The sequence below is a fragment of the Bacillaceae bacterium S4-13-56 genome (assembly GCA_040191315.1).
GTDB lineage: Bacteria > Bacillota > Bacilli > Bacillales > JAWJLM01 > JAWJLM01.
On record JAWJLM010000028.1, the window covers coordinates 1 to 12,160 of the forward strand.

Below are 12,160 nucleotides of genomic sequence, written 5' to 3' on the forward strand. Positions count from 1 at the left end.
AATATTTATGCTCAGGTTTTAGAGGTGAATGCTCACGCCCTCTCCCTTATGCTCAAAACCTAGCTGTAATGCTCAAAATATGAGATCCATGCTCATTCTGTAATGTTTATGCGTGAAATCTCAAGGAGGTATGCTCAAGTTGATAACTTTATGCTCAAATTCCACATTCAAAAAATGTGCTTTGCGCAATATTCCCCTCTTATGCTCACTAATAAGAAAAGCGCAAGCGCCCTTGATCATCGACGTAAGGCGGTGAGGCCCACAGGATGTGGGTCACGTAGGCGTTGCCACACGATGTGGCGGTGATCCTCCGAGATATAGGAAACACGGTTCACGAAGTGAATCGATGTTGACTTATCGATGGAGAGGAGGGAACCAACTATAGTCGATAGGGCGCTGGAGCTAGACAAATTTTAAAATTTATTTTATAAAAAAAAGCCTCGAAGCAAGAAACTTCGAGGCTTTTTTTAGTTTAATGAACTTATTTACCGTTAAAACATTTCTGTAGTCAAACTCGTTTAAGTGATTAGTTAACGTTTTGATGTGCTTTAATTTCTAAGATTGGTTCTTCGTTGATGCGTTCTATGTCTGCACCAAGTGAGGCTAATTTTTCAGCAAAGTTGACATAGCCTCGGTCAAGATGTTTTAATTCAGTCACACGAGTGTAGCCATCTGCCACGAGACCTGCTAAAATGAGTGCTGCTCCTGCTCGTAGATCGGTTGCTTGAACCTCTGCACCTTGTAAAGTAGTTGGACCTTCTACGATGCAGCTACGTCCTTCAATTTTTAGCTTCCCGTTCATACGGCGGAATTCCTCCACATGCATGAAACGGTTTTCGAATACCGTTTCAGTAATTACGCTAGTTCCTTCTGCTACGAGCATTAATGCCATCATTTGGGACTGCATATCGGTTGGGAAACCTGGGTGGGGCATTGTTTTAATGTCGACAGCTTTTAGAGTTTCTGGTCCAATGACTCGAATTCCATCTTTTTCCTCGGTCACTTTTACTCCCATTTCTTCAAGCTTTGCAACAAGTGAACGTAAATGTTCCATTTCTGCACCTTGCACAAGTACATTTCCTTTTGTAATTGCAGCTGCGACGATGAAAGTTCCTGCTTCAATACGATCGGGAATAATAGTATGCTCTACCCCGTGAAGTTGGTCAACACCTTCGACACGAATTGTTTCTGTTCCCGCACCGACAATGTGTGCTCCCATTGCATTCAAGTAATTGGCTAAGTCAACAATTTCTGGTTCTTTTGCGCTGTTTTCAATGACAGTCCTGCCTTCAGCCATTGCTGCAGCCATCATAATGTTTTCTGTTGCACCAACACTAGGCACATCTAAATAAATACGGGCACCTTTAAGGCGTCCTTCTACATGTGCTTCAATAAAACCATTTCCAACGTGTACTTTTGCGCCCATAGCTTCAAAACCCTTCAGATGTTGATCGATAGGGCGAGAACCTATAGCACACCCGCCTGGAAGTGCTACTTTTGCATGACCGTAACGTGCCAACAATGGACCCATTACGAGTACAGATGCTCTCATTTTGCGAACATATTCAAATGGTGCTTCTGTTTTTAAAGGTTGTGAGGCATCAATGATTACATCGTTTCCGTTAATTTCAACCTTCGCATTCATATATTTTAGCACTTCACTAATCGTTGAAACATCAGCTAGAGCGGGTACTTCGTGAATAATACTCTTACCTTCGCTTGCAATTATACTAGCTGCGATGACAGGCAGTACGGCATTCTTAGCACCTTCTACCTTAACGCTACCGTTCAGCTGCCTCCCACCATTTACGATGATTTTTTCCAAGGTCATTCCCCTCCGCGTCCAATTTCTCTATATTAATATTCAGAAGTTATGATTGGTGTTCCTATTGTTATGGTTGTCCCTGAGCCCAAACCTGATCTGAGGCCAAATTGAACATTCATTGAGTCCTTGTCCGAAATCGGAATCGCGGCATTCCATTTGGGTGTGTAGCCAGAAACTGCGACAAAATCTTTTTCTTCCAATTCTTCAAGCTTCTCAACTTCCATTTTTTCAAGGTATTTTTCTAGCAATAAAACACTTCTTATGTTACCATCACCTGTTAGTCGAATACAAGTGAAATTTGTGGAATTTTCTTGAAAGAACAGATGCTTAGCTTTATTAAAAATTGGATAAAATTCTCCCTTCACTTCATGATCCCACTGACTTCCCACTACGTTGTAAAAAAGCTCCGTTACATTAGACCCGTCAATAGATTCGACAATGGTAAATTCTTCTGTAAATTGGCTATGCTTTTTCTTATAGGACCATACTTTTGATGAATGACCTTCCCGTACAGTGGGGTTGGCATGCTGTGTATAGGAAAGAATTTGCTTTCGTACGCGTTCCTTTTGAGAAAGTGGTACTTCTTCTCTTAGCGTCACCTTCCAACTATCTAATTCAACATTATTTTCCCCTTGAAAAAAATCAATGTTATCTTCAAGCTCCGGAATTTTTCCAGCACCTTGGATCATCGGACTTCCATTTATCACAATCATGACGATTAAAATAACCATTGTAATGACCTTAGTTCTCATATTTTTCTCTCCCCTGTTCTTGATTGTTAACAGTATCAACAGGAGAAACATAAGGTATACCTTATGTTTGTCGTCACTTTCCGACAAAATGTAATAAATGAAAATCCGGCGATAGGAAGATGTTTAAAAGAGATTCACCAATTGCTGTGACCATACAAGAAAATCCAAAAAGAATCGACTGACTGTCGTTCCTATTGTGATAGTCACAAAGATGAGAAATAACCGCGCTTCAAATACCTTGCTTTTTTTAAATATTCCTTCAAACCTGATCTCCTGAAGCAGCCTCCAGGTAATAATAATAAAGACGATATGAGACACCATACTAATAAGTCCTTGTACTGCAATAGACTGCATCATCTTCCGACACCCTTTCCCAAATTATTGCCCAGGAAATCTTTTTTCGACAGGTTTTCCTAGGGTATTTCGACAGATCATTCGGTCTAGTCAAGTGCCCTTGTTCAATCCACGAAAAATCTATTCCCTTTATTCACATAGTAAAACATTGCCATGCTCTCGATATAATGTCAATGGAAAAGGTTGAAAGATGGGTATGACTTTATTTTATTACAACAATGTTAGGGCATACCTGCTAATTGTTGGCTTAAGCGGGCTCTTGCCTCGATGGATATTAATGCAATTACTCATATTTTCGTAAGGGAAATGTGTTTTGTGGGTGTAGACATGCGGAGAATTTAGTTTGATGTGAAAAACTTAACTTAGGGTTCGTTGTTTGGGAGGTTAAAGAAATGAATAAAGTAACTTTTTGTGTTTTGTTTATGCTCAAAAGAATGCTTTAATGCTCAACTATTTAGGACTTGGCGCAGAATATATAGCTTATGCGTAGGTTTTTAAGGAGCTATGCTCAAAAATGATTGTTTTATGCTCGGGTTTTTAACTACTATGCGCGATTAAATACTTATTAGAGTAACTTTAAGTGTTTATGCTCATTCTATAGAGCTAATGCGCTTCTTTGTATAATTTATGCTCAACTTTGTGAATTTTAAGCTCAGATTTTTAGACACTTAGCGTAATATGTAATTCTTTCGCTCAAGAAAAGGAGCAAATGCTCAAAATGCGCGCCATCAAGGATCCCCCAATCTAAAAACCCCCCTGCGCAAGCAGGGGGGCACCTAACAAATACAAATATTGTGTTTAACCCAATACTCCCATCAAAACTTCGGCTGCGTTAAGATCTCCGAAAATGCTGAATGCAAGGTCTGGGAAGATACCTAACACAAGTGTTCCAGCAGCACAGATAATCATAGCGATCAACAATGGTGCTGGGATTTTGATTTTAGAGTAACTAGATGCTGGACGTGAGAACATTTGGGTCATGATACCGAAATAGTAGAAGTAAGATATTACTGTCGTAGCCATCATGACACCGGCAAGTACATAGTGAGGCTCAGCTCCGTATAATGCACCAAGGAAAATGTTCAGTTTTCCAATAAAGCCAGCCGTTCCAGGAATTCCAGCTAGGGATACCAAGAAAACGGTCATTACTATTGCTAACAATGGAGAGCGATAAAACAAACCAGAGAAAATGGTGAGATCCTCAGATTTACTTTTTTCAATCATCAATTGGATGACTGTGAATGCTCCCAGGTTCATGAACAAGTAAGCAACAAGGTAGAACCAAGTACTTTCGAAAATCATTGGTGTTAGTGCTGTAAAGCCAACTAGTGGGACTAAAAGGTATCCCGCATGGGCAATACTAGAATAAGCGAAAAGTCGCTTTATATTGCGTTGGCGAAGTGCAACGGTGTTACCAATAATCATCGTGATTCCAGCCAATACTGAGATGAAAATCATTAAGGATTGAATAATGGAAGTGTTCATCTCAAGGCCTGGTGTTGTTGTAAAGATCGTTACGAATAGACGGATGATTAACGTAAATCCAGCGGCCTTCGAAACAACACTTAAAAAGGCAGTAACTGGTGTTGGTGCCCCTTCGTACACATCTGGTGCCCACATATGGAACGGTGCAGATGAAATTTTGAAGGCTAACCCAACAAAAGTAATGATAAACGCTAATGCCACTAAGGCATGTGATTGAGAATCTGCAGAAATTGTTTGCAGTTGTTGCGCAATCGTTACAAGCTTTGTGCTTCCTGTAAGGCCGTATATATAACTTAAACCGAATAAAGTAATTGCTGTGGAGATTCCACCCATGACTACATATTTCATGGCAGCTTCATTCGACTTCAATGAATTTTTCTTCAAACCTGCCAAAATGTAAGACGAGATAGTAAGTAGCTCAAGTCCTACGAAAAGAGTGATGATGTCGGCACTAGAAGCCATCATCATAGCACCTAATAGGGCTGTTAATAGTAAGTAGTAAAATTCACCGCGATAAACACTTAGTTTGCCTTCTTTTTCATATGGAATGGCAAGAAGAAAGACAATGAGTGTTCCAACAAGCAAGATGAGCTTAAAGGCTTTCGAGAACCCATCCAATCGATACGTATCAAACAGTATTTCTGTAAACCCGTGGTCCAATTGTCCAACTAAGAAAGCTAGAGCCACAATGATTCCAGCAATCGCAATCCATCCAAATGGTCGGCGATCCACCTTTTTACTCATAAATAGATCGGCAATAGAGAGGATGGTAGCAACGATTAGGATCGTGAATTCAGGTGCCATGATGCTCCATTCAAAACTGAGTAGTGTATCTAGATCCATAACCTTACCCCCCTATTCCTTGTAGTATAGTTTCCAGAGTGAGCTGAAGCGTGTCAGTCAGCACTGTCGGATAAACACCGATTAAGATAATGAAAGCCAGTAGAGCAATAACCGGAATCAACTCTAGACCTTTAACATCCTGTAATCCTTCCAGTGCTTTTTCCGTACGGCCAAAAGTCACTCCTAGAACGGCACGAAGCAGATAAACAGCTGTTAAGATTATACCTAAAGTTCCGATGGCTGCTAGAATTGGCATTTCTTCAAATAGTCCAAGGAAGGCCATGAATTCGGAAACGAATCCACTCATTCCTGGAAGTCCAAGAGATGCCATAGCTGTTGCCAATAGGAAACCTGCTGTCAATGGCATTGCTTTTGCAAGACCACCAAGGTTGTCGATAATCGTGGTTCCTGTCCGTTCGTGTAGAATACCAACGAGCAAGAACAGTAACGCAGCGATTAACCCGTGGGAGATGGTTTGGAAAATCGCACCTTGTACTCCCGCTTCATTCATCGCGGCAACACCGAGTAGAACAATCCCCATATGGGATACACTGGAATAAGCAAAAACATGTTTTAATTCTGTTTGTACTAGAGCAAGGAAGGCTCCATACAAAAGATTAACTAATCCTAAAATCGCAACAAGCACTGATATTTTTTCAAATTGGGCTGGGAACATTCCCAAACCGAATCTGATTAAACCGTAGGCGCCGATTTTTAAAAGGATACCAGCGTGAATCATAACCACTGCAGTTGGTGCATTCACGTGAACTCGAACCATCCATGTGTGTAACGGGATGATTGGAAGTTTTACACCAAAGGCAATTAATAAAGCAATCAATATACCCATTTTAAAATCTTCACTAATCGCTGGATGGTCCATGCTCATGATACTTGTTAAAGCGTCGATATTAGTTGTCCCAGTCTTTGCAAGCAACGTTGAGAAGACAATCAACAAAATCGCTGAACCAATTCCGTTATAGATTAAGTAGCTGTAAGCTGCTTTTTCTCTTTCCACAAAGCCCCATTTTCCAATCAGGAAAAACATAGGGATAAGTGTGAGTTCAAAGAAAACAAAGAACAAAATTAAGTTTTCAGATGTGAAAACACCTAACATTCCAAGTTCGAGAAGGAGGAAGAATATGTAGTAAGACTTCCATTCCTTTTTGATTTGGAAGGTTGCAGCAAGAGCTGAAAGAGTTGAAACGATTGTGGTTAGAAGAACTAGAAGTAAGGCAAATCCTCCAACCCCAAGTTCATATTTAATTTCAAACGCTCCTCCACCGAAGAAGATCCAATCACGAGTTTCTGCTAGATTGGTACCTCCCTGATAGAGGCTATAGACGATAAATGAAACGACTAATGGAACAATGGTTGCGAGCGTTCCAACGGTTTTAAGCACTGTTTTTTGATCCTTAGGAATGAAAGCAAGGACCAACATCCCGATGATTGGGGAGAATACCAATAACGTAAGCCAGCTCATTTTAGAAATACCCCCCTTTAATTGCAAGGAGTAGCACCAGAATGGCCAGGCCTAAGAAGGCAACTGCACCATAGGTCTGAACTTGACCACTTTGGATACGTGCTCCTATTCTTCCGATTCCCTTTGTAATGGATGCTACCAATGCTACGAGAACCTCCACAATATAGGTTTCAACGAATTGAATGAAATAACCAAACGTGCGAGCACCAAATACAATCGTATGGTGATAGAGTTCATCAATCCAATATTTATTGTAAAGGAGTGAATAAACGCCAGGTACTGCACCTGAAATCGCATCGCGCCGAATGGATCCTTTATAATACATAAGATACGCAAAATAAATTCCTGCTAATGATACCAAAGTTGCTACTAAAGTAATCCAAATTGGACTACCGTGATCCTCTAGATGAAGGAATACATTCCCCTCCACTAACCAATCTCCTAGGATCGTTGCAAATGGTGTATTGATAAATCCTGCCACAACAGCAAGTACACCAAGAACCACCATAGGGAAAGTCATGCTCTTAGGTGATTCTTGGACATCTTCCACTTCATGTCGTGGTTTTCCAATGAACACCATAAAGAAGAGACGGAACATATAAAATGCGGTAAAGAAAGCTGCAATGACCGCTATCCAGAAGACGAAAAAGCGTCCGTCGTTCCAAGTAGATACAAGAATTTCTTCCTTACTGAAAAATCCAGAGAATAGTGGGAATCCACTAATCGCTAACGTACCAATCAAAAAGAGTGGTGCAGTAAATTTAAGTTTTTTCCATAATCCGCCCATTTTTTCAATATCCTGCGTATGAACTGCATGGATGACACTTCCTGCTGCCAAGAACAAAAGTGCTTTAAAGAAAGCGTGCGTCATAAGGTGGAATACACCTGCGACATAACCTGCTGCACCTAGGGCAAGCATCATATATCCTAGCTGTGAGACTGTGGAGTAAGCAAGCACTCGCTTGATATCTTTTTGCACCAAGCCGATGGAAGCAGCAAAGATGGCGGTAAAGGCACCGACTACAGCGACAACTGTCATTGCTGTATCGCTTGCTTCAAACAATGGGAACATGGTGGCTACAAGGTAAACCCCGGCAGCTACCATTGTTGCAGCGTGGATTAAGGCCGAAACTGGTGTTGGACCTTCCATCGCATCTGGTAGCCAAGTGTGTAGTGGAAATTGACCTGATTTCCCCATGGCCCCTACAAAAATTAGGATAGCTGTTAACGTGATCCATCCTTCACTAATCTCACCATTTTGAACAGCAGAGAATATTCCAGCAAATTCTAATGTGCCAGCTTGCCAGAATAATAGAATCATTCCGATTAAGAGGCCCACATCCCCAATACGGGTAACAATAAATGCTTTCTTAGCTGCTTGCTTTGCTTCTTCCTTATTAAAATAAAATCCGATTAATAGGAAGGAACCTAGACCTACCAACTCCCAGAACATATAGAGTTGTAATAGATTCGGTGAAAGCACAAGAGCTAACATAGCGAATGTAAATAATCCCAGATAGGCATAAAATACTGAAAGACGTTCCTCATCATGCATGTATCCTTTTGAATACACATGAACAAGGAAGCTTACTAGTGTAACAATCAGTAACATTAAAGCATTTAATGGGTTAACCACCCATCCGATAGTAAATTCAATTGACCCGATGGTAAGCCAGGACATTTCAGTGGTGCTATTTCCGTTTGCGAGTTGATCAAAAAGCACAAAAAGTGCAAGCAGAAAGGAAAGTCCAGTCGTACCGATCCCTATGTAACTACTTTTTTCTTTTAGTTGTTTTCCAAAAAGGAGCAATAAAAGAAAGGACAGTAGCGGGAGTAACGGGATTAACCACGCATTTTCCATCATCCTATCACAATTCCCTTCTGTACAAGCTAGTTTTTCATCGTATCCATTTCATCAATTTGTACGGTAGAACGATTACGGTATAGGGCGATTAATATCGCTAATCCTACAGCAGCTTCAGCGGCTGCAACAGTGATCGTGAATAAAGAAAAGATCTGTCCCGTAATGCTCGGGTTCATGCCGTACTTTGAGAATGCTACTAGATTAATATTGACGGCGTTTAGCATTAGCTCAATAGAGATGAGGACAATGACGGTGTTACGCTTTGTCAGCGCTCCGAATAACCCGATACAGAACAGAATTAACGCTAGAATCAGATAGACGTTAATCGGTAAAGAACTCATGATTTCGCCTCCTCTTCATCGTCATCGCGTTTTGCTAATACGATCGCTCCAATGAGAGCTACAAGAAGCACAACAGACATTAACTCAAACGGGATGATATAGCGCGAGTATAGGGCAACCCCGATTTGTTTCGTATTTTCAATATGAAGATCGGTAGCCTGTTCTCCAAAATTTACGCCACTAATCGCGGAGTACATCACCGCAAAGAAGATAATCACACTAGCCGCTACAACCAAGGATCTAAATTTACTAGGACTAGTTTGTTGTGTGTCATTATGTCTTGTAAGCATTATTCCAAAAGCCATGATGATCGTAATAGCTCCCGAATAGATCAGGACCTGAACAACGGCAACAAATTCTGCGGAAAGCAGAACGTAGAGGCCCGCAATGCTGAGAAACGTTAGGACAATTGCTAAGAGCATGTGAACGACCTTCGAAAGGTTGATCATTAAAATCCCGCCGAGGATTGCGAGCATCGCTAGGATAAGAAACGCAACTAATTCCCCGTTCATGCTTTATTCTCCTTCCGAATGCTCTCGTCGTTTTCATCGAGCCATTCCAAATTTTTAAACAACATATCACGAGAATATTCTGCAAGCTCAAAGTTGTTTGTCATAATAATTGCTTCGGTTGGACAAACCTCCGTACATAAATCACATAAGATACAGATTTCAAAGTTAATATCATACGTATCGATGATCTTCCCTTTTTTGTTTGGATCTGGATGTTTTTTCCCTACAAGATCAATACAGTCAGTTGGACAAATGTTCACACATTGATTACAAACAATACACTTTTCCGGGTAAAACTTTTGAATTCCACGAAACCTATCTGGAAGTGGTAATGGTTCATCCGGATAAGAATAACTCATCTTTTCTTTTGTCATATTGTTAAGGGTATATTTCAAGCCTTTTAGTAAACCAAGCATTTTTCCACCACCCTTTGTTTTGGTCATCTAGCTGTTGGTGCTTCCCGGTTTTGGAAGACCACTTATGGAGTCTAACAATGTCTAGATCTAGAATCCTATCAACTAGAGTTGGTTCCTTTATATCACTCGATTGGAGTCCACCGCCTTACGTCGATAAACAGGATTCTTCCGCTTTTCTTTTAAAAAAATAGTTCTTTTAGAATCGCGGTTAAGAAGATATTTGCTAAAGCAATTGGAAGTAGGACTTTCCATCCAAATTCCATGAGCTGATCTCCTCGAACACGCGGAAATGTACTTCTAAACCACATGAAAATAAAGACAATGACTATAAACTTAATGGAGAACCAGAACGGATCTGGTATAAACCCTAATCCTGGGATTGGATTCCATCCTCCTAAGAAAAGCACGGTAATTAGTGCACTCATCGCAAATAAGTAAACATATTCCGATAACATGAAAAATGCAAAACGGAAACCAGAATACTCAACATGATAACCTGCAACAAGCTCCGATTCAGCTTCTGGTAAGTCAAATGGTGTTCTGTTTAATTCAGCCGTTGCAGCAATGAAAAACACTATGAATGCAATCGGTTGGATAAAAATAAACGCAATGTTTTCTTGTGCTTCCACGATTGTTGTAAGGTTTAAGCTACCAGATAGCAAGACAATTCCTACCACTGACATAACGAGCGGGATTTCATAAGAAATCATCTGGGCTGCTGCACGCATTCCCCCAATGAGGGAGTATTTGTTGTTGGATGCCCATCCGGCTGTCAAAACCCCAAGTGTTGTTACCCCAGAAACAGCGATGTAGTAGAGTAACCCTACTCCAATATCTGAAAACTGGACCGCTTCTGTGAATGGAATAACAGCAACCACCATGAACGATGGAACAAATGCAATCACAGGAGCAATAATAAATAATGGTTTATCTGCTTTGGCTGGAAAAATATCTTCCTTCAATAATAGCTTTAAAATATCGGCTACTGATTGAAGAAGTCCAAATTTTCCTCCTACACGGTTAGGACCATGTCTAAGCTGCATGTAGCCCATGACTTTACGCTCAGCTAGGATGGCATAAGCCACAAAGCCTAAAATCGTTATGAGGAGCACTGTTGACATTAGGAAGAAGAATCCGAAAGTCCCCCATCCTGGTTGAGTGGAAAACATCTCTTGCATATAGGTCATTATCCATCCACCTCCCCAAGGACGATATCTACTCCTCCAAGAATGGTAATTAAGTTTGCCATGTTTTCTCCCTCTAATAACTTCGGAAGAATTTGAAGGTTATAGAATGATGGTCTTCTAAACTTTAAGCGATATGGTTCTTTTTTACCGTCACTCGCAATATAAACACCAATTTCACCACGGGGAGCCTCGATATGAACGTACGTCTCGCCCTTTGGTGCCTTTATGATTTTAGGAACTTTGGCTAAAATTGGTCCTTCAGATGGGAATTGTTCACAAGCTTGCTCGATAATCTTTAAGGACTCTTCCATTTCCTCAAAGCGGACTTGGTAACGTGCCCATGCATCTCCGCCATCTTGGGTAACCGTTTTGAAATCAAAGCGGTCATAGATGGAATATGGTTCATTTTTACGAAGATCCCAATCTACACCTGTACAACGAAGATTTGCTCCACTCAATGAATATTGAAGGGCATCTTCTTTTGTATATTTTCCTACACCTTTCACACGATTTAGGAAAATTTCATTCCCGGTAACAAGCTCATGGTAACCTTCTATTTGTTGTCTCATGTATGGAACGAAGTCTTTTACTTTGTCGATCCAACCTTCTGGAGCATCCCATTTCACTCCTCCTACTCGCATGTAGTTGAATGTGAGACGTCCTCCTGAAAGTTCATTTAATAGATTGATAATGATCTCACGTTCTCTGAAGGCAAAAAGAAATGGGCTGGTAGCACCTAAGTCGAGTAAGTATGTACCAAACCAAACTAGGTGGCTAGCCACACGCCCTAACTCCATGGCTAAAATTCGTAAATATTCGGCACGATCTGGGATTTCTAAATCCATCATCGTTTCTACCGCATGACAAAGTACATAGTTGTTTGTCATCGCAGCCAAATAATCCAATCGGTCTGTATAAGGAATAATTTGTGTGTACTGCAGGTTTTCTGCTAGTTTTTCGGTTCCTCGGTGTAAATAACCGATGACTGGTGTGGCCTCTTTAATTATCTCCCCATCTACTTTTATAACTAGACGGAAAACTCCATGCGTACTTGGATGCTGAGGTCCAACGTTTAACAACATTTCTTCTGTTCGTAACATG

General features: G+C 40.7%; 11 protein-coding genes. All 11 read right to left on the reverse strand.

Going from position 1 to position 12,160, the window contains the following annotated elements; genetic code table 11:
• Positions 1–526: 526 nt before the first annotated feature.
• The gene (gene murA / locus RZN25_09130; protein ID MEQ6376979.1) at positions 527–1,825 is read right to left on the reverse strand and encodes a UDP-N-acetylglucosamine 1-carboxyvinyltransferase; all 1,299 of its coding nucleotides are present in this window, start codon (positions 1,823–1,825) and stop codon (positions 527–529) included.
• Between the two features lie 32 nt (positions 1,826–1,857).
• Positions 1,858–2,577, reverse strand: a complete 720-nt coding sequence (locus RZN25_09135; GenBank protein ID MEQ6376980.1) for a YwmB family TATA-box binding protein — start codon at positions 2,575–2,577, stop codon at positions 1,858–1,860.
• Between the two features lie 123 nt (positions 2,578–2,700).
• A complete protein-coding gene (locus RZN25_09140; GenBank protein ID MEQ6376981.1) occupies positions 2,701–2,934 on the reverse strand; it encodes a DUF1146 family protein in 234 nt (77 codons plus the stop codon).
• A 795-nt stretch (positions 2,935–3,729) separates the two neighbouring features.
• Positions 3,730–5,259 (reverse strand): NADH-quinone oxidoreductase subunit NuoN, encoded by a 1,530-nt coding sequence (nuoN, locus tag RZN25_09145; GenBank protein MEQ6376982.1) that lies wholly within the window; start codon positions 5,257–5,259, stop codon positions 3,730–3,732.
• A 4-nt stretch (positions 5,260–5,263) separates the two neighbouring features.
• Positions 5,264–6,739 carry an NADH-quinone oxidoreductase subunit M gene (locus RZN25_09150; protein ID MEQ6376983.1) on the reverse strand — a complete coding sequence of 492 codons (1,476 nt, stop codon included), beginning with the start codon at positions 6,737–6,739 and terminating at the stop codon, positions 5,264–5,266.
• A 1-nt stretch (position 6,740) separates the two neighbouring features.
• On the reverse strand, positions 6,741–8,603 hold the full coding sequence (nuoL, locus tag RZN25_09155; protein MEQ6376984.1) for an NADH-quinone oxidoreductase subunit L: 1,863 nt from the start codon (positions 8,601–8,603) through the stop codon (positions 6,741–6,743).
• A gap of 26 nt (positions 8,604–8,629) precedes the next feature.
• On the reverse strand, positions 8,630–8,944 hold the full coding sequence (nuoK, locus tag RZN25_09160; protein ID MEQ6376985.1) for an NADH-quinone oxidoreductase subunit NuoK: 315 nt from the start codon (positions 8,942–8,944) through the stop codon (positions 8,630–8,632).
• Entirely contained in the window at positions 8,941–9,456 is a 516-nt protein-coding gene (locus tag RZN25_09165) for an NADH-quinone oxidoreductase subunit J (protein ID MEQ6376986.1), read from the reverse strand. Before RZN25_09165 ends, nuoK begins: the two co-directional genes overlap by 4 nt.
• Positions 9,453–9,872 carry an NADH-quinone oxidoreductase subunit NuoI gene (gene nuoI, locus RZN25_09170; protein MEQ6376987.1) on the reverse strand — a complete coding sequence of 140 codons (420 nt, stop codon included), beginning with the start codon at positions 9,870–9,872 and terminating at the stop codon, positions 9,453–9,455. The genes RZN25_09165 and nuoI overlap by 4 nt, the downstream gene beginning before the upstream one ends.
• Positions 9,873–10,051: 179 nt before the next feature.
• Positions 10,052–11,050 (reverse strand): NADH-quinone oxidoreductase subunit NuoH, encoded by a 999-nt coding sequence (gene nuoH / locus RZN25_09175; protein MEQ6376988.1) that lies wholly within the window; start codon positions 11,048–11,050, stop codon positions 10,052–10,054.
• Between the two features lie 8 nt (positions 11,051–11,058).
• The gene (locus tag RZN25_09180; GenBank protein ID MEQ6376989.1) at positions 11,059–12,159 is read right to left on the reverse strand and encodes an NADH-quinone oxidoreductase subunit D; all 1,101 of its coding nucleotides are present in this window, start codon (positions 12,157–12,159) and stop codon (positions 11,059–11,061) included.
• Position 12,160: the final 1 nt, after the last annotated feature.

Coding starts and splice junctions, on each gene's coding strand:
- nuoL (MEQ6376984.1), bottom strand. CDS start 8,603: ATGATGGAAAATGCGTGGTTAATCCCGTTACTCCCGCTACTGTCCTTT.
- RZN25_09150 (MEQ6376983.1), bottom strand. CDS start 6,739: ATGAGCTGGCTTACGTTATTGGTATTCTCCCCAATCATCGGGATGTTG.
- RZN25_09180 (MEQ6376989.1), bottom strand. CDS start 12,159: ATGTTACGAACAGAAGAAATGTTGTTAAACGTTGGACCTCAGCATCCA.
- nuoN (MEQ6376982.1), bottom strand. CDS start 5,259: ATGGATCTAGATACACTACTCAGTTTTGAATGGAGCATCATGGCACCT.
- nuoH (MEQ6376988.1), bottom strand. CDS start 11,050: ATGCAAGAGATGTTTTCCACTCAACCAGGATGGGGGACTTTCGGATTC.
- nuoI (MEQ6376987.1), bottom strand. CDS start 9,872: ATGCTTGGTTTACTAAAAGGCTTGAAATATACCCTTAACAATATGACA.
- RZN25_09135 (MEQ6376980.1), bottom strand. CDS start 2,577: ATGAGAACTAAGGTCATTACAATGGTTATTTTAATCGTCATGATTGTG.
- RZN25_09140 (MEQ6376981.1), bottom strand. CDS start 2,934: ATGATGCAGTCTATTGCAGTACAAGGACTTATTAGTATGGTGTCTCAT.
- RZN25_09165 (MEQ6376986.1), bottom strand. CDS start 9,456: ATGAACGGGGAATTAGTTGCGTTTCTTATCCTAGCGATGCTCGCAATC.
- nuoK (MEQ6376985.1), bottom strand. CDS start 8,944: ATGAGTTCTTTACCGATTAACGTCTATCTGATTCTAGCGTTAATTCTG.